Source organism: Streptomonospora wellingtoniae (genome assembly GCF_031845375.1).
GTDB classification, from domain to species: Bacteria; Actinomycetota; Actinomycetes; order Streptosporangiales; family Streptosporangiaceae; genus Streptomonospora; species Streptomonospora wellingtoniae.
Genome location: NZ_JAVREK010000015.1, coordinates 1 through 19449, shown reverse-complemented (window position 1 = coordinate 19449; position 19449 = coordinate 1). Strand labels below are relative to the sequence as shown.

Sequence of the window (19449 nt, the reverse complement as noted above, 5' to 3'; positions counted from 1 at the left end):
GAACCGTACCCCGCCCCGATCCGGCGGTGTGCGGCGGGGTGAGCCTCGGTTCACAGTCAGCGTACCCGCAGGCAACAGACAGGACATAAAGCCGCGGTGAGATTCGGCTGCGACCCGCGCCACACCCGACCGAGCGCCTGTGAGCCCGGTGACACCCGCCTCCCCCGGACCCGCCGCGCACCCCCGGGACCGGCGCGGTGCGGACGCTCCGCCCCGCGGGAGCGCAGGCGCCCGGACGGGCGGCGGCGAACGCGCCGCGGGTACGCGATGATCGGAGGGTGCACGACGACACCGCCGCCGCCCCCTCCGGCCGCCCCGAACCGCACCCCTCCCCTGCTCCGTTCCCGGCGCGCCCCGAACCGCCCTCCGGGCCGCACGCGCTCCTGGCCGCCCGCGGCGGCGGTGCGGCGCGCGTGTACCGGGTACCGGCCGCCCTCGCCGAAGGGGGCTGGTGGACGCCGCGTGAGCTGGTGCGCCGCACGGCTGCGGCCCACCGGACGGTCGAGGGCGTGATCGACGCCCTCGCCGACGAGGTCGAGTGGGACGCCGACGGCGCCCGGGTGCGGCTCGTGCGCCCCGAGGACTTCGCCGGATACGGCCGACCCGAGACGGCCGACCCCGTGGCACACCTGCGCAGCGATCACGAGGCGGCCGCCGCCGAACTCCGCCGCCTCGTCGACGGTGCCCCAGACCCCCGTACGGACCTGGACCACGTCGCCGCCACCGCCGACACCGCTCTGCGCCGCGGCCTGATGCTGCGGGCGCGCTTTCCCGCGGCCGGCACCCGCCTGCTGTGCGTGGGCGACCACGACCTCACCGCGCTCGCAGCCGCCCTCGTCTGCCCCGGGCTGCAGGCCGTCGTGGTCGACATCGACGAGCGGATGCTCGCCTACATCGACGGGGCCGCCGCCCGGCTCGGCCTGCCCGTGCGCTGCCACTTCGCCGACCTGCGGCTGGGCCTGCCCGACGCGGTGCGCGGCGGTGCGGACGCGGTCTTCACCGACCCGCCCTACACACCCGAGGGGGTGGAGCTGTTCGTGCGCCGCGGCGTGGAGGGCCTCGCCGACCACCGGGACGGCCGGGTGCTGCTGGCCTACGGCGCCAGCGAGACCACACCCGCGCTGACCGCCGGGACACAGGGGCGGCTGGGCGGGTTGGGCCTGGTCACCGAGGCGCTGTGGCCCGACTTCAACCGCTATCTGGGCGCCGAGGCCATCGGCGCGGCCAGCGACCTGTACGTGCTGCGCCCCACTGGCCGCACACCTCAGACGGCCCGCGGCACGGGAGCCAGAGCCCGGGTTTACAGCCGCGGCGCCAACGCCGCCGAGGCGGCGGGGGCGCTCGGGGAGGCGGAGGCGCGCGCAGTGGTGGAGCGCGTCGCCGCCGAGGCCGCCGTGGGCGAGTGGCCCGACGGCGCACTGGATCCCGTGCCCGCGCCCGGCGGTGGGCAACCGCGTGCACCGCGCCGGGTCCGGCTCGGTACGTGGCTGGAGAGCCCGGGCGAGGCCGGGCGCGCCGCAGTGAACCTCACCGGAGGATGGGAGGACCTGCTGGCACGGGTACTGCTGGCCGCGCCCGGCCCCCAAGCGGCCGCCGTCGTGCCCGCCTCCCATCCGCAGGTGCGCGACCGGGCGGGGCAGCAGGAGCTGGCCGGCCTGCTGGAGCCGCGCTGGAGCGTGCGCTTCCTGCGCGGGACTCCGGGACCGCGGCTGACCACGGTGCACGCCGTGGAGCTCCCGGGCGGCGGCGACCCGGCCGAACGGCTGCTGCTGCACTGCCAGCGCCGCGCGCACGGCAGGCTGGCCGCCACCCTGCGCGAGGGGCTGGTGCGGGTGGCCGCCGAGGCCGGAACCCCGGTCAACAAACGCACGGCCCGCCGCGCGGTGCCCGAGGCAGCGCCCTGGCTCAGCGGACACACGCTGCTCGACCTGCCGGCCCACCGCATGCCCCTGCTGCGCGAGGCGGCCGCGGAGCTGGCCGCCCGGGCGGCAGCGGCGGCCGCCGGGGCGTCCTCCGGCAACCCTCGGGGCGACCGGCGGGCGTGACCGCGGCACCCCGGAGGGCCGCTCCGGCGGCGGCCCGGGCGACCCGCGGTGCGGTGGGAGCCGGGGAAGACGCGCTTGGCCGGTGCGCGCCCCGCCGCCGCGGCCTCCGAAGCGCCCGGCTACTCCCCGGCCGCCCGGGCCCGCCTTCCGAGTACCGGCGAAGCCGGCGGGGCACGGGACCGCGCGTCAGGACGCCGCGGCGGCGCCCTGCTGGTTCTCCTGGAAGTTCTCCAGCTGGACCTCGCGGTTGTAGAGGGGGTCGCGGAAGCTGTTCAGCGCGATCAGCGGGGAGACGAGGCTCTCACGGACCGCCGGGTCGTCCGACTCGATCGACTGCACCCACAGCACGGTCAGGTAGTGGCCGCTGACGGTGGCCTCCGCGGCGCTGTAGCCGGCGCCCAGGCTGGAGAACGGGTCCTGCTCGGGGGTGGGCACGGAGATGAACCCGGACTGCTCGGACTGGGCGTCCTTGGGGGGCTGCAGCGCCGTCGCCACGGCCTGCGCGGCCTCGGCGTCCTTGAGGTTGAACATCGCGACCGCGCCGACGTAGTCCTCGGAGGTGTAGCCCGCCCGCGCCGCCTGGGTGCAGTCGGCCTCGGCCAGCGCGCTGCGCACCGCCTCGCCCCACACCGCCGAGGCGCAGTCCTCGGCCAGCGACGAGGTCTGCAGCTCGAAGGAGATCCCCTGGCTCTCGCTCTCGATCGTCTTGGCGTCCTCGCCGAACAGTTCGCGCTTGTTCAGGGGCCGCGAGTCGACCTCCCGCGTGGCCAGCACCTCGCTGCCCGAGTCGTGGATCTCGAACGCGGCGGGCACCGGGTCCTCTGGCGCCTGGGCGCCGCCGCCGACGAACTGCAGGACGAGCACCACGGCCAGCGCCACCACGGCGACTCCGAGGGCGCCGAGCAGGAGAGGGAGCAGTTTCGTGCCGGGCGCCTTGGCGCGGGAGGAGCGCCGGCGCCGGCGCCGGGCTCCCTTGCGGCGATCGGGAGGTGCGGCCAGACCCTCGATGGAGTCGGCTTCGTCGGGTTTCCTCCGCCGGCCGGGGGTACCGGAAACAGACGACTTAGAAGACACCAGAACCTCTCGGACGGTCGCGGGGGCTGTGATTCATGTAGCGGGAGGGAGCGGCGGAGCCGCGTGTGACCATGCCGCCGGTCCGCAAATCCTAGCTTGCGGGCGGAACCGGGCCGTCCCGCCCGCCCGGGAGCCGCCGGCGCCTCCGCGTCCCGCAACGGGCGCGGCGGAGCGCGCGGTGCGGCGCCCGGGCCCCGGTCCTACTGCTCGGCGTCGCCGACCTGCCGGTAGACCCACGTCGAGGCGTTCATTGCCGCCACGTTCAGGGTGGAGAGGGTGTCGCCGTCGCCGGGCTGCTCTCCGTCGGTCCGCGCCACCCAGTACACCGCCAGGTAGTGTCCCATCACCTGTGCGGTGGCCTGGCTGTAGCCCTTGTGCAGGCCGTCCATGCCGTCCTTCTGGGGCAGGAGGAACCCGGGGGCCGTCGAGGAGTCGTTGGGGTCGAGCGCCGTGGAGACGGCGTCGGCCGAATCGGAGTCCGCCAGGTCGAACAGCGTGAACTGGGCGACGTACTTGCCGCCGCCGTCCAGGTAGACGGCGCTGGCAGCGGAGGTGCACTCGCCGTCGACCAGGGCCTGGGCGGCCTCATCGCCCCAGACGAGGGACGTGCAGGTGTCGGTGACCCCGGTCTCGTCCCGGACGAGCTTGTGGCCGTCCAGGGCCAGCTTCTCGGTGTCGGAGCCGAAGACCTTGTCCTCGGGGATCCCGCCCGAGTCGTCGCCACGCTCGGCGATAGGGTCGAACGCCTCATCCTGGGGCTGCGCCTGGTACAGGGCCGGAACCAGCGTGGAGTGCCCTTCGGGCGGCGCCACGATGGCGCTGCCGTCGCCACCGCTCGGGAGGTCGGCGGATTCAGTCGCCAGCTGATAGCCGAGAACGCCGAGCAGCGCCACCAGCGCGACGACGCACAGTACGAGCAGCGTGGCCAGGAACGCGGTGCCGCGCCTGCGCATGCTCTGCTCGGCGAGGGTGTAGACGACCTGGCTGGGCCGGTCGCCCAGGACACTCACCCGCCGCAGCGCGGAGGCGGAGAACTTGGAGACGGGGTCGACGGAGGGCGCCGAGCGGCCCGGGCGGCGGCCGCGGGCGGTGCGGCGACCGCCGCGCTCGCTCTGGCCGGAGTCCTCGGCGCCGCGCGGAGCGGTGGCGGTGCGGCCGCCGCGGCGCGAGCCGCCCGTGTCAGCGGTGTCGCCGCGGTCGGTGTGAACGTCGTCGGCCGCGTAGCGCTCCCGGGGCGCGCGGGCCGGCGCGCCCCGGCGCGAGCGCCTTCGGGCTGCTCCTCCGGTGGAGTCGGATCTGCTCACGTGGTCAACTCATCCATCCTCGGACGGCGCGGTGCCCCTGCCCTTCGGCCGTCCGGCTTTTCCTGTCTCCGGGTCTGCGGCCTCGGAACCGCCATCGGATCCGGTGTCGCCGCTGTCCTGGGACGTGGCGGGGTCGGTGTCGAAGACCTCGGTCCCGACGTCGTGGCCCGCGGGGACCACCCGGCTGGAGAATGCGTCCAGGCGCCGCCCGGCCCACACGAAGTAGGCGAGTGCGGCGGCGAGCACCAGTACCGAGGTCCAATTGTTCAGCCGCAGGCCCAGAATCTCGTGCGCAGGATCGACGCGCAGGTACTCGATCCAGAACCGTCCCACACAGTAGCCGATGATATAGACCGCGAACAGCCGCCCGCCGTCCAGCCGGTCGCCGTAACGCCTGCCCAGCCAGGCGAGCAGCACCGCGAGTGCAAGGCACCACAGCGACTCGTAGAGGAACGTCGGGTGGTAGGTGCTGTAGTACTCCGTACTGCTGCCCGGCAGCGGCTGCATGCCCGGCCGCGGGGCGCCTTCGGAGTTGTAGGTGTAGTCCAGGGAGATGTGCACGGCCCACGGGACGTCGGTGGGCTTGCCGAACAGCTCCTGGTTGAAGTAGTTGCCCCAGCGGCCGAAGGCCTGGGCCAGCGGAATCGTCGGGGCGATGGCGAAGGACAGCTTGGACAGCGAGATCCCGCGGCGCCGGGCGACCCACCACACGCCCACCGCTCCCAGCGGGACGGCGCCCCAGATGCCCAGCCCGCCGTTCCAGATGTAGAGCGCCTCGACCGGGTTGCGGCCGGGGCCGAAGTACAGCTGGTAGTCGCTGATGACGTGGTAGAGGCGGCCGCCGACCAGCCCCAGCAGCACCGCGGGCACCGCGAGGTCGACGATGGTCCCCTTCTCGCCCCCCATAGCCGCCCAGCGGCGCTCGCTCCAGAACACCGCGGCCACGACCCCGGCGAGGATGCACAGTGCGTAGAAGTGGATGGTCACCGGGCCGAGCGAGATCGAACTCACATCGGGGCTGGGGATGGCCGCGAGGGCGCGGCCGGTCGCGGCCGCGCCCTCGGGGGCGATCAGCGAATTCGTCATCGCGCGGATCTGTCCTTGGGTCAGGGGGAGGCTTCTGGCTCGGGCGAGGCTCCTGGGGACGGGCCGGCGGCCGCGGCGAGCGGTTCCGTGCTCACCTCGCCGGGCCCGGCCTGCTCCACCGCTTCGCGGACGCCGTCGCCGGAGAAGGCGGCGTCGCCCATCTTGTCGCCGTTGACGTAGACCGACGGGGTCCCGTTGAACGCGTTCGCTCCGGAAGAGTACCGGCCCTTGACCGCCGATGTGGCATCGAGGACCTCCTGGACGTAGGTGTCCTGGAGGAACGAGCTGTCCACGCCGTGCTCGTCGCCCCACTCCATGAGGCCGCCCACGCCCATCTTCTGGATCTGGTCGCCGCTCAGCCCTTCCTGGGCCTTGCGGGTCAGCTCGGGGAGGTACTCGCCGGTGAAGGTGTCGACGACCTTGCTCTCGGCCTCGACCCGCTTGGCGAAGTCGGGGTCGTCGATGCCGAGGCCGGTCCCCCACTGCTTGAGGTCCGCGGTGGAGAAGCCCTGCGCCCCCTCTGCGGGCTGGTTCTCGAACAGCTTGTCGTTGTATTGGACGAACTTGCCGTAGTCGGCGGCCGCCCGTGCGGCGGCCGAGCCGCGCAGCGAGTTGTCGCTGATCGGGGACTTCGCCTGGGCGAAGATGCTGACCGGGCGGTAGTGCACGACGGCGTCGCCCTCGGCGGCCAACTGCTGCAGGGTCGGGCCGCTGGCGTCCTCGAACTGCTTGCAGGCCGGGCACTGGAAGTCGGCGTAGACCTCGACCACGGGAGCCTCGGTGCCCTTGTCGCCCAGCACGACGCTGCCGTCCTCCTGCAAAGTCTGGGCGGGCAGGTCGTCGTAGCGCTGCGCGAACGCCTGCTCCTCCGCCCGCTGCTGGGTGAAGAAGAAGTAGCCGCCGCCGACCACGACCAGCACCACCGCGAGCGCGGCGCCGACGACGCCGAGGATCTTGTTCCGCGCGGCGCGCTTCCTCGCCTGCTCCCGTTCCCGCTTCAGTCGTTCGCGGGACGCCTCCCGCGCAGCCTTGCCCATCAGCCGATCACCGTGATCCGTAGTCTGTTCTGTCTCTTCGCAGGTGTGGCCGCCGTCGCCCGACAAGCGGCCGGTTCGTGAGCGCGCCCGACGCACAGCGCAACCGCCCGAGAGGGGCAGCCCCCGCCGCGGCTCCCCGGCGGCCTGTTCAGCGGTAGAGGCCGAACAGGCGGTCCAGCGCCAGGGGCGAGCGCGGCCAGATCGCGGCGACCGCGGCCAGCGCGAGGAAGCCGACGTCGCGCGCGATGTCGAGCCCGTAGCGGGTCTCGCCCTCGGCGACCTGGCCGCCGGTGCCGAAGCATCCGCAGTCGATGTTCAGTCCGCGCGCCCACGCCGAGGCGATGCCCGCGATGAACACCAGCATCAGCAGTCCCGATGCGGCACCGACGTAGCGCGTGGCCATGCCGACGACCAGCAGCAGCGCCAGAGCGAGCTCCAACAGCGGCAGCGTGAAGCCGATGAAGCGGCTCAGCTCGGAGGAGAAGAGCTGGTAGGCCTCGACGGACTGAACCGACAGCGCCGGCGGCAGCTTGCTCACGGCCGCGAACGTCAGCACTCCGGCGAGCCCGAGGCGCGCCAGGAGGGTCGCCCAAGGCTGGATCGCCGACCAGCGGCGAGCCGCGGCGGAGGCGGTCGCCGCCGCCGAATCGTGTGTTGTGTCCAATGAAGGGTTCCAGGGGGCGAGGCGGTCACTTCGGCGAGGGCACCGGGCTTTCCGGTACGCACCGTGCGTACACTACTCTAAGTCAGGGCGCCGGTACGCGCGGTCCGCTGCGACCGCGGCGGGCGTCCTCGCCGCACTGTAACCGCGCCGCACCGCCCGGGCATGCCCGCGCACGGCGCCGGAGGGTGCAATCTCACGGAACTCTTACTTGTCTTACCCGGCTCTACCGGACCGCCGCCCGGCGGCGGTCCGGTCGTCCGCCGTGCGGCTCAGGAGCGGCCGGCGCGCACGCCCAGCGCCAACTCCTCGGCGAAGGCGCGCACCGCGCCCTTGCCGGTCTCCAGATCGGGTGCGTCCAGCACCCGCTGGCAGAACCCGGCTCCGGCGATGACGCCGTCGGCGTAGGCGGCCACCTCGGCGGCCTGGGACCGGTTGGAGATGCCCAGGCCCACGCACACGGAGGGCCCGGCGTCGCCGATCGCGGCGCGGGTGCGGGCGACCAGCTTCTCCGCAGTGCCCGAGACCTGCGCTCGCGTTCCGGTGACCCCCATCAGCGAGGCGGCGTAGACGAAACCGCGCGAGGCCCGGGCGGTCAGCCGGAGCCGCTCGTCGGTCGAGGAGGGCGCGACCAGGAAGACCCGGTCCAAGCCCGCGGCGTCGGTGGCCGCGAACCACTCGTCGGCCTCCTCGGGGATGAGGTCCGGGGTGATCACTCCGGCGCCGCCCGCCGCGGCCAGGTCGGCGCAGAAGCGCTCCGGGCCGTAGCGCTCGACGGGGTTCCAGTAGGTCATGACCAGCGCCGCGGCCCCGGTGGCCGCGGTGGCCTCGACGACGCGCAGCACGTCGGGCGGCGTGGTACCCGCCGCCAGGGCGGTGTCGGCGGCCCGCTGGATGGTGGGGCCGTCCATGGTCGGGTCGGAGTAGGGCAGCCCGACTTCGACGACGTCGCAGCCGCCCTGGACCATGGCCTGGATGATCCCGATGGAGGAGTCCGGGTCGGGGAACCCCGCCGGCAGGTAGCCGATGAGGGCGGCCCGCCCTTCGTCGGCGGCCCGGGCCAGCGCGGCCTGAAGTGTGGTCTGGCTCATCGTTCCTCGCTCGTCTCGCCCGCCGCTCGTCCGCCCGTTCACGCCGACTCCCCGCCGTCGACGAGGCCGAAGTAGGACGCGGCGGTGTCGACGTCCTTGTCGCCGCGGCCGGAGAGGTTGACCACGATGACGCCCTCGGGTCCCAGCTCGGTGCCGACCCGCCGAACGCCGGCGAGTGCGTGGGCGCTCTCGATCGCCGGGATGATGCCCTCGGTGCGGCTCAGCAGCCGGAACGCCTCCATCGCCTCGGCGTCGGTGACGGCCCGGTAGGTGACCCGCCCGGCGTCGGCCAGCCACGCGTGCTCGGGGCCCACGGCCGGGTAGTCCAGGCCGGCCGAGATCGAGTGGCTGGGCAGGGTCTGTCCGTAGTCGTCCTGGAGCACGTAGGTGCGGGCGCCGTGGAACACGCCCGGGGCGCCGCCGGAGATCGCTGCGGCGTGGCGATCCGTGGCGACGCCGTCCCCGCCGGCCTCGAAACCGTACAGGGCCACCTCGGTGTCGGGGAGGAACGCGGCGAAGATGCCCATCGCGTTGGAGCCGCCGCCCACGCAGGCCGCCACCGCGTCGGGCAGCCGCCCGGTCGACTCGAGCACCTGGGAGCGGGCCTCCTCGCCGATGACGTAGTGCAGGTCGCGCACCAGCGCCGGGAACGGGTGCGGGCCGGCCACGGTGCCGAAGAGGTAGTGGGTGGTGTCGACGTTGGCCACCCAGTCGCGGAACGCCTCGTTGATGGCGTCCTTGAGGGTGCGGCTGCCCACGGTGACCGGGACGACCTCGGCACCCAGCAGCCGCATGCGGGCGACGTTGAGCGCCTGGCGGCGGGTGTCCTCCTCGCCCATGTAGATGACGCAGTCGAGGCCCATCAGGGCGCATGCGGTGGCGGTGGCCACGCCGTGCTGGCCCGCCCCGGTCTCGGCGATCACCCTGGTCTTGCCCATGCGCTTGGTCAGCAGCGCCTGGCCGAGCACGTTGTTGATCTTGTGGGAACCGGTGTGGTTCAGGTCCTCGCGCTTGAGCAGCACGCGGGCTCCGCCGCAGTGCCGGGCGAAGCGCGGCGCCTCGGTCAGCAGGCTGGGGCGTCCGGTGTAGTCGCGCAGCAGGGCGTCCAGCTCTCCGCGGAAACCCGGGTCGTTCTTGGCCTTCTCCCACTCCTGGGCGACCTGGTCGAGCGCGGCGATCAGGGCCTCGGGGCTGAAGCGGCCGCCGTAGCGGCCGTAGTGCCCGCGCTCGTCGGGCTGCCGGGAGCTGCTGTGGTCCGGTGTCGCGGATGGCATGTGGTTCTCCATGTCGGCGCGCGGCGCGCGCCCTCGGCTGTCGGAAGCCGACGCGCCGGGCGGACAGCCCCGGTCGCCGGCCGGCTGGAGGTCAGCGCGGCTGCGGGGGCGTCGCGCGGCTGCGCGAGGCCCCCTAGGGCCATCGCGCGCAGGCGGCCGGCAGTGCCGGCGACCGCGGCGCCTGCACGATCAGCCCCGGTCCCGCAGCGCGGGGTGCGCGCCCGCCGTCACGAGGTCGGCGACGGCGTCGCGCGGGTGGCGGCCGCGGACCAGGCTCTCGCCCACGAGCACTGCGTCGGCGCCGTGGCCCGCGTAGGCGAGCAGGTCGTGGGGCCCGCGCACGCCGGACTCGGCGACGCGAACGCGGTCGGAGGGGATCAGCGGCGCCAGGCGGGCGAAGGTGTCGCGGTCGACCTGAAGTGTCTTCAGGTCGCGGGCGTTGACGCCGACGACGGTGGCTCCGGCGTCCAGCGCGCGCTCGACCTCGTCCTCGGTGTGCACCTCCACAAGCGGCGTCAGGCCCAGCGAATGCGCCCGCTCCACCAGGGAGACCAGCGCCTCCTGCTCCAGGGCGGCGACGATCAGCAGCACGGCGTCGGCCCCGTGCACTCGCGCCTCCCACAGCTGGTAGGAGCTGACGATGAAGTCCTTGCGCAGCAGCGGGGTCGGCACCGCGGCGCGGACCGCGTCGAGATCGGCCAGGCTCCCGTTGAAGCGCCTCTGCTCGGTCAGCACGCTGATGAGCGCGGCGCCGCCGTCGGCGTAGTCGCGGGCGAGGGCGGCGGGGTCGGTGATGGTGGCGAGCTCGCCTTTCGAGGGACTGGAGCGCTTGACCTCGGCGACGACCTGCACACCGGGGCGGCGCAGCGCGGCGGCCGCGTCCTGGGGCCGCGGCGCGGACTCGGCCAGCTTCTTGAGCCGCTCCAGGGGTGTGGCCGCCTGCCGATCGGCGAGATCGGCGCGCACTCCCCCGACAATCTCGTCGAGCACGCTCACGTGGGACTGCCCCCTCATATCGCCGGTGGTGCGGATCCGGACCATCCCCGCGCGTACGGGTAGCACCGGGCTCGTCGGGTTCCCGCGGCCGAGGCGGGCGCGGAGTAGCCGGGTCGGGCGCGCCCGCCGCGTAGCGCGCCGGGGCCGGGCACCGGACCGCGGGGACCGCCTCGCGTTCGGGTACTACCGATCGTATCGAGTCCGGGCGGGGCCGTGGCCACGTCCCCCGGTTTGGCGCGCCGGAACCGGACCGGTCCGCTAACCCGGGGCGAGGAACTGGCCGAAGGGCAGGTTGCGCACCAGCCAGAAAGCCAGCAGCACGCCCAGGAACAGGTACAGCCAGCCGGGGTGCACGGCCTTCCCGGGAGTCGTGCGCGGGGGCGCCGGCCTGAAGGACCGGTACAGCCAGCGGAGGTAGCTGTAGACGATGAACGGCGCGACCGCCAGCAGCAGAGCGTTCATCTGCAGGGCGCCGGCGACGTCCAGGTCGGTCAGCGCGTGAACCGCCCGCATGGCACCGCACCCGGGGCACCAGGTCCCGGTGACCAGCAGCCACGGGCAGGTGGGATAGTGCCCGGCCTCGTTGGGGTCGACGAAGTGCAGCAGCGTGGCGCCGGCGAGCCCGGCCGCGCCCAGCAGCAGCGGCGCCGCCCCGGGATGCAGGCGGCGCCGCGGCGCTCCGGTGGTACCGCGGGCCATCAGTAGGTGGTGGTGGGCATGCTGCTGAGGGCGGTGGCCATGATGCCGACGTAGCCCACGGTCGAGAGCACGTAGACGATCACGCCGACAACCACGGCGATGATCGTGAACTTCTTGGCCTTGGCGGCGCGCTCCTGGGCTCCGGTGTAGTCGCCGAGGTTCCACTGGGCGTTGACCTTGGCCGCCGACAGGATGGCCGGGATGGCAAGGGGCCAGCAGCAGAACATCGACAGGATGGCGGGTACCAGGAAGTCGTTGGGCGGGTCGGCGCGGGCGCCGGGGGGATAGCCGCCGGGCGGCGGGGTGTGGTTGCCGGGGGGCGGGCCGGGCGGGGTACCGTAGCTCATTTCGGGGGCTTCCTGCGTTCGGTGTTCCAGAGGCGGCGCCGCAGCTCCTGCGCGGCGCCCGTGCGAGCAGTGTGCCATGGCAACCCGCTCGGCGGCGCGGACGCCGCGTCGGCGCCCTTTACGATCAGCGGGCCGCGGCCTTCTCTCCGGACGCCCGCTCGGACTCGTCGGACTCCTCGTCCGGCTCCTCCGCCTCCGCCGCCGCGGTGCCGGCGTCCGCGCCGGAGCGCTGCGCCTCCCACTCCTGGCGGGTCGGCGGCGTGGGGCGCGGATGCTTGCGGCCCAGGCCGGCCTTCTTCATGATGCCGGCGACGGCGGCGCAGGCGACGCTCAGGCCAAGGGCGGCGACGGACCACAGCACCACGTCCTGGTCGACCAGGATGATCATCAGCCCGGCCGCGGTCCACACGACGATCCAGGACATGGTCAGAAACCACCCGGCGAGGGTGTGGCCGTGGTCCTCGTGGTGTTCGTCGGCCATCAAGGCTCCTTCGGGTTCTCGTGGTCGGTGCGGCCGCTTACGGCCGCCGCCCCGGGCTCCTCGGCCGATCCGGGGTCGACAGTGGGGTCGGCACCGGTGTCGAGCGACTTCCACAGCTCGGCGGGGTCACTGGAGCGGGCCGCGCCGGGGGCGCTGTGGCGATCGTACCTGCCGCCCATGGCGGGCCAGGCGGCACCCCGGACCAGTGTGCAGGCCCCGGCGGCCGCCAGCAGGAGGGCACCCGCCGCCGCCAGCGCGGGCCACTGGGCGAGCAGGTGCAGGTTGTCGACGGCGCCGCCGGCGGTGGCGCGGTCGGCGGCGGCCTCCTGCAGGGACGCCGCGCGTGTGCCGCGCCACACTCCGACCAGCGCAGCGAGGCCGAAGAGGGCGACGACCCCGCCCAGCGCACGCCGCACGGGGCCGCGCGTCGCCAGCACGGCGGCCAGCGCCGCGAGCCCCGCCAGGCCCATCGCGAAGGCGGTGGGCGCGAGATCGTCGCCGGTCAGCTCGACGGGTGCGGCGGCGACCGGCCCGCCGACGTTCACCTGGGCGCGGGCCCACGTGCGCCCGGAGGCCCCGGCGAGGGTTCCTGCACCCGCCGCCACGGCGCACAGGGCGACCGTGAACTCGACGCGGCGCACGGTCACCGCGCCTCCCGGTGGCGGGCGCCGCCGCCGAGGGGCAGTTCGCGCTCGTCGAAGCACGTGCGGGTGCCGGTGTGGCAGGCGGCGCCGGTCTGGTCCACCCTGATCAGAAGGGTGTCGCCGTCGCAGTCCAGCGCGGCGCCCATGACCCGCTGGACGTTGCCCGAGGTGGCGCCCTTGACCCAGTACTCGCGACGGCTGCGCGACCAGTAGGTGGCGCTTCCGGTCTGCAGGGTGCGGCGCAGCGCCTCGTCGTCCATCCAGGCCAGCATGAGCACCTCGCCGGTGTCGTACTGCTGGACGACGGCGGGCAGCAGGCCGTCGGCGTTGCGCGTGAGCCGCGCGGCGATCTCCGGCGCGAGCCGCTGCTCGTCGGCGCCTGCGGGAGGGGTGGTGCTCATGGTCCAAGCCTAGGGGCCCGGCGGGGGAGGTCGCGGCGGGGTCGGCCCTGCTCCGCCGCTCCCCGCGCTCGTGCCGGTCCGGTGACCCCGTAGGGTTTCTGGCGCCGCACCCGCCCCGCGCAGAGACCCAGGAGTGCTGTGTCCGCCGAGCTGCTCACCGCCGATCTGGCCGGCAAGCCCGACGCGCTCGCCGCGCTCGCCGACCGCCTCTCCCGCCGTGACCCCTACCGGGCGCTTCCGGCCCTGCTGGACGACGAGCCGGCGGGCATCCTCCTGCTCGGGGTGGGGGCGGCGCGCCATGCGTGTGCGACGGCGGCCGCGCGGATGCGGACGGCCGGGCTCGGCGCGGTCGCCGAGTACGCCTCGGCGCAGCGCTCTCTGCCGCCGGGCCCGGACACGCTGGTGGTCGCCGTCGAGGCGGGCAGCGGCGCGCGGGAGCTGTGCACGGCTCTGGACGCCTATGTCGAGCAGTCGGCGGTGGTCGTCCTCACCGACGCACCGGACGGGCCGGTGGCGCGCTACGCCGACATCCTGGTGCCGCTGTCGGCGGGCGAGGAGCGCAGCGGGCTCGCCTGCCGCGCCTTCCAGCACGCCCTGGCACTGCTGCTGCTGCTGGGCTACCGGCTGGGCGCGCCGGCTGTCGGCGGCGACGTGACCGTGAGCCTGCGGCGCTGCGCCAACGCCACGGCGGGGCTGCTGGAGCAGGCGCGGGAGTGGGTGCCGCGCGCGGCCGAGGCGCTGAGCTCGCCCGACGGGCTGCATCTGGCGGCGCCGGCGGAGCGGCTGTGCTCGGCACAGCAGGGTGCGCTGGCACTGCGCCGGGGGCCGGTCGTGCCCGCCCACGCGGTGGAGTCGGGCGAGTGGTCGCACACCGACCGCTACCTGGCGGCGGTCTGCGACTACCGCGCGCTGCTGTTCGCGGGCTCGCACTACGACGAGCGCACCATGGACCACCTGCTCCAGCTGCGCGGCCGGGCGGTGGCCGTGGGCGGCGACGTGCCGGGCGCGGAGATGGCGGTGCGCTATCCCGGCGACGGCGACCCCGACGTCAGCCTGCTGACCGAACCGGTGGTCGCCGAGCTGCTGGCCGCACACTGGTGGGCCGAGCGCGAGCGCTATCACCGTTGATCTTGTAGCTATCGTGAGTCTGAATCGTTTTCCCTCACGATAGCTACAAGATCAACGGGGGTTGGGCCCACGCCCCGACTCCCCGACTGTCGTTCAGGCGGAACTGCGCACCCAGGAGGCGTACAGGTCGGCGTAGACACCGGGGCGGGCGACCAGGTCGTCGTGGCCGCCCCGCTGGACGACGCGGCCGGCGTCGAAGACGAGGACCTCGTCGGCGGCCTCGGCGGTGGAGAGGCGGTGGGCGATGGCCACCGACGTCCGCCCGCGGGTGAGCCGGTCCAGCGCCCGTTGTATGCGCACCTCGGTGTCGGGGTCGACAGCCGAGGTGGCCTCGTCCAGCACCAGCAGGTCGGGGTCGGCGACGTAGGCGCGCACCAGCGCCACCAGCTGGCGCTCGCCGGCCGAGAGCGACTCGCCGCGCTGGCCGACGGGGGTGTCCAGGCCGTGGGCCAGGCCGCGCAGCCACTCGGACAGGCCCAGCTCGCCGACGGCCGCTTCCAGCTCGGCGTCGGTGGCCTCGGGCCGGGCGAAGCGGATGTTGGCGCCCAGCGAGCTGTCGAAGAGGAAGCCCTCCTGGGGCACCATCACCATCCGAGCGCGCAGCGACGAGAAGGCGACCTCGCGCAGGTCGGTGCCGTCGACGAGGACCCGGCCCTCGGCCGGGTCCATCAGCCGGGTGAGCAGCTTGACGAACGTCGTCTTGCCCGATCCGGTCTCGCCCACCACGGCCAGGCGGGTGCCGGGCGCGATCCGCTCGTCGACGGAGTCGAGGACGGTGGGGCCGCCGGGGTAGGCGTAGGACACGCCTTCGAAGGCCACCGCCACGGGGCCGCGCGGCAGCTCGGCGCCGGCCTCGCCGGGGTCGGCGATGTCGGGCACCGTGTCGAGGATGCCCAGGACGCGGCGCCAGCCCGCGATGGCGTTCTGCGCCTCGTTGAAGATCTCGGTGGCCATCATCATCGGCTGGATGAACAGCGTCATCAGGAACAGGAACGCCACCAGCTCGCCCGCGGAGATCCCCCCGCCGATGCCCAGCACCACGCCGGCCACCACCACGGCGGCGTTGCCTATGGCCGCGATGATCTCGGCGAAGGGCGAGACGGCCATCGACAGCCGCTGGGCCTTCACCTGGGCGGTGCGGGTGGCCAGGACGGTGGTGTCGACGCGGCGGGCGGTGCGCTCCTCGGTGGCGTGGGCGCGGATGACCGAGGCGCCCATGACGGTCTCGCCGACGGCGCCGAGCATGTCGCCGGTGCGTTCGCGGACCGCGAGATAGGCGCGCGAAAGCCGCTTCTGCAGCCAGCGCGCGCCCAGCAGCAGCGGAATGAAGCACACCCACACCAGCAGGGTGAGCTCCCAGGAGTAGACGGCCATGAGCGCGGTGGCCACGACCAGTTGGCCGATGCTGACGATCAGCTGGAGGCCGCCCCACTGCATGAAGGTGCTGATCTGGTCGACGTCGGCGGTGACGCGGGCGACCAGCGCTCCCTTGCGCTCGCTGTTCTGGGTGAGCACGGACAGGTCGTGGACGTGCCGGAAGGCCTTGCGGCGCAGGGTTGCCAGCGCGGACTCGGTGGCGCGGTAGAGCCGCACGTTCATCACGTAGGCGCTGGACATCGTGGCGAGGAGGGTGAGCGCACACAGCGCCACGGTCGTGGTCACGAAGTCCATGTCGGGGCGGCCGGTGCCGGTGTCCATGCCGCGGTCGATGATCTGCTGGACCGCGATGGGCACGATGACCTTGCCCGCAGTGGCCACAACGGCCAGCAGCAGAGTCAGCCACAGGCCTTGGGCGAACTCCGGCGACAGCTGCAGGCCGCGCCGGACGGTGGCCACGGCGCCGTCGCCGCTGCGCTGCAGCCCGCCCTGGGGCGGGGCTTCGCCGGGCGCGTCCTCGTCGGCGGGTGCGCGGCTCCCGGAATCTGCGGCGGGGGCTGTCAACGTACGGTCTCCCTGGTCTCGTCGGTCTGCCCGTCGCCGCCGGCCGAGCCCGGGGACGGCGCGGGGCGCAGGCCGCGGGGCTCGGGGCCCCCCTCGTCCGGTTCGGGCTCGCCGGCCCGCTCCGCGGCGGCGCGCTCGTAGGCGGTGACGAGGCTCCGGTAGCCGGCGGAGCTCTCCAGCAGCTCGGTGTGGGTGCCGCGATCGCGCACGGTCCCCTGCTCCAGGTAGACGACCTCGTCGGCGAGCTCGATCGTGGCGCGGCGGTAGGCGACCACCAGCACCGTCGCGGCCAGGTCGGTCTCGCGCAGCCCGGCGAGGATCTGCGCCTCGACCTGCGGGTCCACCGCGGAGGTGGCGTCGTCCATGATGAGCAGCCGGGGCTTGCGCACCACCGCGCGGGCGAGCGCGAGCCGCTGGCGCTGGCCGCCGGAGAGGCTGGTTCCGCGCTCGCCCAGGCGGGTGTCGAGGCCCTCGGGCAGGGCCGCGATGAAGGAGTCGGCGCGGGCCAGCCGCAGGGCGGCCCACACGTCTGCGTCGTCGATGTCGGCGCCCAGGGTGATGTTGCCGCGCACGGTGTCCTCGAAGACGAACGTCGACTGCGGCACGAGCGCGGCGGCGCGTGCGATCTCGCCCCGGTCCAGCTCGCGCACATCGGCGCCGTCGAGGGCGACGGTTCCGGTGTCGGGGTCGACCAGGCGCATGAGCACGGTGGTCAGCGTGGACTTGCCCGCGCCGGTGGGGCCCACGAGCGCTACGGTGCGTCCGGGCTCGATGTCGAGGTCGACGCCGTGCAGCACGATGCTGCGCTGGGCGGCGACGGTGTCGGGGTCGTCGGAGAGGTCGCGCGCGCCGCCGGTGAAGGCGTCCTCGTAGGAGAAGCCGACGCCGCGGGCGGTGAGGCCGACCCCGCCGCTGCCCCGGGGGACCCGCCGCTCTCCGTAGGGCATCGAGCCCTCCGCGGTGAGGACGGCCTGGACGCGGTCCCAGGCCACCACGGTGCGGGGCAGGTCGCCCAGCAGCCAGCCGAAGGAGCGGATGGGCATGCTGAGCAGGGTGAACAGGTAGGCGACCTGCACCAGCTCGCCCGCCGTGATGGCACCGGCGGACAGCCGCCACATGCCGACCAGGAGCACGGCCAGGATGCCGAAGTTGGGCAGGTGTTCCATGACGGGGTCGAAGGCGGCGCGCATCCGGCCGACGCGGATCTGGGCGTCGCGCAGCCGGTGCGCGGCCTGGGTGAAGCGCTCGGTCTCGGTGTCCTCGCGGCCCAGGCTCTTGACCACGAGGGCGCCGTCGAAGGACTCGTGGGCGACCTCGCTGACTTCGGCCCGCAGTGCCTGGGCGCGGGTGGCGGCCGGTGATACGCGCCGCTGGAAGACGACGTTGGCCACGGCCAGCGCCGGGAAGACCACGAAGGCGATCGTCGCCAGTACCGGGTCGGTGACCACCATCGCGACGGCGGCGATGAGCAGCATGGCGACGCTGCCGATCGCCATGGGCAGCGGGGCCAGCGGCCGCCAGGCCTCCTCGACGTCGGCGTTTGCGTTGGACAGCAGTTGGCCGGTGGCGTGGCGGTGGTGCCAGGCCAGCGGCAGGCGCAGGTAGGTGCGCGAGACGCTGCGCCGGTAGCGGGCCTGCATGCGGAACTGCATCAGCCCGGCGAACAGCCGCCGGGCGGCCAGGCCGATCGCCTTGGCGAGGCCGACGCCCAGCAGCAGCGCCGCGGCCGCCGCCAGGGCGGAGGACGTGGTAGAGCGGCTCTCGAAGGCGGGCAGCACGACACGGTCGGTGATCCCGCCCATGACCTCGGCCGAGGCCACGCTGACGGCGGCGTGCAGACCGGCCCCGGCGACCGCGACGAGGAAGACGGCGGGCTCGGTGCGGATGGCGACCCACAGCACGTGCAATCCGCGTCTGAACACCGCCCGGTGCTGCGTGCGGCTGCTCGTACCGTCGTCCGGCATAGGTCCCCCTGCCCGTAGGCCCGAAATCGCAGCGGTCGCGGGGTACCGTCCGATGACCCGACGGCACCGCCGCTCCAACCTACTCCGGCGTACCGGAAAGGCCGTAGCCGAATAGGTTCAGCGGACGGCGCACACGGACTATTCCGCCGGGCACCGCCGCGTCGTGTCCGCATCCGGACGCGCACCGCGCGGCCGCGCCCGGATGTCTCACCCCCGGTCTAGCGTCGGCTTCCATGACTATGGACCACGACCGCCTCTGCGGCCACCTGGCCGAGCAGAGCCGGCTCCTCGCGGCGCACCTCGACGGCGCCGACCTCGATCTCCCCGTTCCCGCCTGCCCCGGCTGGACGCTGCGCAATCTGGTGCGCCACCTCTGGGGCGGGCACCGCTGGGCCGACGAGACCGTGCGTACCCGCGCGGCCGAGCCCCTGCCCGCTGGTCTCATGCGCGATGTGGACGACGACTCCGCCGATCCCTCCCCCGCCGGCGCCGGCGAGGGAGCGGCGGCGGGCGCCTGGCTGGTCGCGGGGGCCGAGCGCCTGGCGGCGACCCTGCGCGCGGCCGGGCCCGATGCCCGGGTGTGGACTCCGGTCCCGGGCGCCCTGTCCGGCTTCTACGCCCGCAGGTTCGCCCACGAGACCGCGGTGCACCGGGCCGACGCGGCCCGCGCGCTGGGGACCGGCTTCGCGCTGGACAGGGCCGCGGCCGTCGACGCCGTCGACGAGTGGATGGACCTGGAGTCGCTGCCGATGATGCTCGACGTCCATCCGCACAAGCGCGAACTGCGGGGCCCGGGGCGCCTGCTGGCCTTCGAGGCCGACGGCACGGCGTCGGCGGAGCGCCCGCGCTGGCTGGTGGACCTGACAGGCGACGCGATCGTGTGCGGCCGCGGTACGGGGCCGGCTGCGGTGACCGTGACCGGACCCCCCGCAGAGCTGCTGCTGGTGCTGATGCGGCGGCGCCCCGCCGAGGGGGCGGATGTGGCGGTCGAGGGCGACCGCGCGCTTCTTGACTTCTGGCTGGAGCGCGTCGCCTGGTCCTGACCCCCGGGGGGGTGCCTCTATGTTCTTTGTCAAGCCGGGCGTGGTGCTCGGGGTTCGTAGAAGGTTCCGTCGCGGAGCATGGCGAACAGGACGCTGATGCGGTGGTGGGCCAGGCGCAGCAGAGCTTGTGTGTGGGTCTTGCCGCGGGCCCGGCACTTGTCGTAGTAGCCGCGGGAGGCCGGATCATGCAAGGCCGCGAACGCCGAGAGGAACATGGCCCGTTTGAGCTGCCG

The 19449-nt window shown here is 74.1% G+C and carries 18 protein-coding genes and 1 pseudogene; 3 read left to right on the top strand and 16 right to left on the bottom strand.

Annotated features, from left to right (window positions below; genetic code table 11):
- Nucleotides 1-278 precede the first annotated feature (278 nt).
- The gene (locus RM446_RS14885; RefSeq protein ID WP_311545890.1) at nt 279-2045 is read left to right on the top strand and encodes a bis-aminopropyl spermidine synthase family protein; all 1767 of its coding nucleotides are present in this window, start codon (nt 279-281) and stop codon (nt 2043-2045) included.
- Nucleotides 2046-2231: 186 nt separating this feature from the next.
- Here the strand turns inward: RM446_RS14885 and RM446_RS14880 are convergent, their stop codons facing one another.
- The 13 genes from RM446_RS14880 to hisI form a co-directional block, all read right to left on the bottom strand.
- A complete protein-coding gene (locus RM446_RS14880) occupies nt 2232-3119 on the bottom strand; it encodes a hypothetical protein (RefSeq protein WP_311545889.1) in 888 nt (295 codons plus the stop codon).
- 200 nt (nt 3120-3319) lie between these two features.
- On the bottom strand, nt 3320-4423 hold the full coding sequence (locus RM446_RS14875; RefSeq protein WP_311545888.1) for a hypothetical protein: 1104 nt from the start codon (nt 4421-4423) through the stop codon (nt 3320-3322).
- 9 nt (nt 4424-4432) lie between these two features.
- Nucleotides 4433-5509: a prolipoprotein diacylglyceryl transferase gene (gene lgt / locus RM446_RS14870; RefSeq protein ID WP_311545887.1), complete on the bottom strand. Its 1077-nt coding sequence runs from the start codon at nt 5507-5509 to the stop codon at nt 4433-4435.
- A 20-nt stretch (nt 5510-5529) separates the two neighbouring features.
- Nucleotides 5530-6546, bottom strand: coding sequence for a DsbA family protein (locus RM446_RS14865; RefSeq protein ID WP_311545886.1), 1017 nt, complete (start codon nt 6544-6546; stop codon nt 5530-5532).
- A 148-nt stretch (nt 6547-6694) separates the two neighbouring features.
- Nucleotides 6695-7210 (bottom strand): MauE/DoxX family redox-associated membrane protein, encoded by a 516-nt coding sequence (locus RM446_RS14860; protein WP_311545885.1) that lies wholly within the window; start codon nt 7208-7210, stop codon nt 6695-6697.
- A 269-nt stretch (nt 7211-7479) separates the two neighbouring features.
- A complete protein-coding gene (gene trpA, locus RM446_RS14855; RefSeq protein WP_311545884.1) occupies nt 7480-8298 on the bottom strand; it encodes a tryptophan synthase subunit alpha in 819 nt (272 codons plus the stop codon).
- A 38-nt stretch (nt 8299-8336) separates the two neighbouring features.
- Entirely contained in the window at nt 8337-9572 is a 1236-nt protein-coding gene (gene trpB, locus RM446_RS14850; protein WP_311545883.1) for a tryptophan synthase subunit beta, read from the bottom strand.
- A gap of 189 nt (nt 9573-9761) precedes the next feature.
- Entirely contained in the window at nt 9762-10568 is an 807-nt protein-coding gene (gene trpC, locus RM446_RS14845; protein WP_311545882.1) for an indole-3-glycerol phosphate synthase TrpC, read from the bottom strand.
- 258 nt (nt 10569-10826) lie between these two features.
- Nucleotides 10827-11267, bottom strand: a complete 441-nt coding sequence (locus tag RM446_RS14840) for a DUF2752 domain-containing protein (protein ID WP_311545880.1) — start codon at nt 11265-11267, stop codon at nt 10827-10829.
- Nucleotides 11267-11614 (bottom strand): CD225/dispanin family protein, encoded by a 348-nt coding sequence (locus tag RM446_RS14835; protein ID WP_311545879.1) that lies wholly within the window; start codon nt 11612-11614, stop codon nt 11267-11269. The genes RM446_RS14840 and RM446_RS14835 overlap by 1 nt, the downstream gene beginning before the upstream one ends.
- Nucleotides 11615-11738: 124 nt before the next feature.
- The gene (locus tag RM446_RS14830) at nt 11739-12095 is read right to left on the bottom strand and encodes an HGxxPAAW family protein (RefSeq protein ID WP_311545878.1); all 357 of its coding nucleotides are present in this window, start codon (nt 12093-12095) and stop codon (nt 11739-11741) included.
- A complete protein-coding gene (locus RM446_RS14825; RefSeq protein WP_311545877.1) occupies nt 12095-12742 on the bottom strand; it encodes a Trp biosynthesis-associated membrane protein in 648 nt (215 codons plus the stop codon). The genes RM446_RS14830 and RM446_RS14825 overlap by 1 nt, the downstream gene beginning before the upstream one ends.
- Entirely contained in the window at nt 12739-13140 is a 402-nt protein-coding gene (hisI, locus tag RM446_RS14820; RefSeq protein ID WP_311545876.1) for a phosphoribosyl-AMP cyclohydrolase, read from the bottom strand. The genes RM446_RS14825 and hisI overlap by 4 nt, the downstream gene beginning before the upstream one ends.
- A gap of 138 nt (nt 13141-13278) precedes the next feature.
- On the opposite strand from hisI, the gene RM446_RS14815 reads away from it, so the two are divergent.
- The gene (locus tag RM446_RS14815) at nt 13279-14268 is read left to right on the top strand and encodes an SIS domain-containing protein (RefSeq protein ID WP_311545875.1); all 990 of its coding nucleotides are present in this window, start codon (nt 13279-13281) and stop codon (nt 14266-14268) included.
- A 93-nt stretch (nt 14269-14361) separates the two neighbouring features.
- Here the strand turns inward: RM446_RS14815 and RM446_RS14810 are convergent, their stop codons facing one another.
- Both RM446_RS14810 and RM446_RS14805 read right to left on the bottom strand, forming a co-directional pair.
- The gene (locus RM446_RS14810) at nt 14362-16209 is read right to left on the bottom strand and encodes an ABC transporter ATP-binding protein (protein WP_311545874.1); all 1848 of its coding nucleotides are present in this window, start codon (nt 16207-16209) and stop codon (nt 14362-14364) included.
- Nucleotides 16206-18173 (bottom strand): ABC transporter ATP-binding protein, encoded by a 1968-nt coding sequence (locus RM446_RS14805; RefSeq protein WP_311545873.1) that lies wholly within the window; start codon nt 18171-18173, stop codon nt 16206-16208. Before RM446_RS14805 ends, RM446_RS14810 begins: the two co-directional genes overlap by 4 nt.
- A gap of 233 nt (nt 18174-18406) precedes the next feature.
- Here RM446_RS14805 and RM446_RS14800 point away from each other — a divergent pair, with 233 nt between their 5' ends.
- Entirely contained in the window at nt 18407-19216 is an 810-nt protein-coding gene (locus RM446_RS14800) for a maleylpyruvate isomerase family mycothiol-dependent enzyme (protein WP_311545872.1), read from the top strand.
- 29 nt (nt 19217-19245) lie between these two features.
- Here RM446_RS14800 and RM446_RS14795 read toward each other — a convergent pair.
- Nucleotides 19246-19449, bottom strand: a pseudogene (locus tag RM446_RS14795) (IS110 family transposase); the annotation flags it as partial.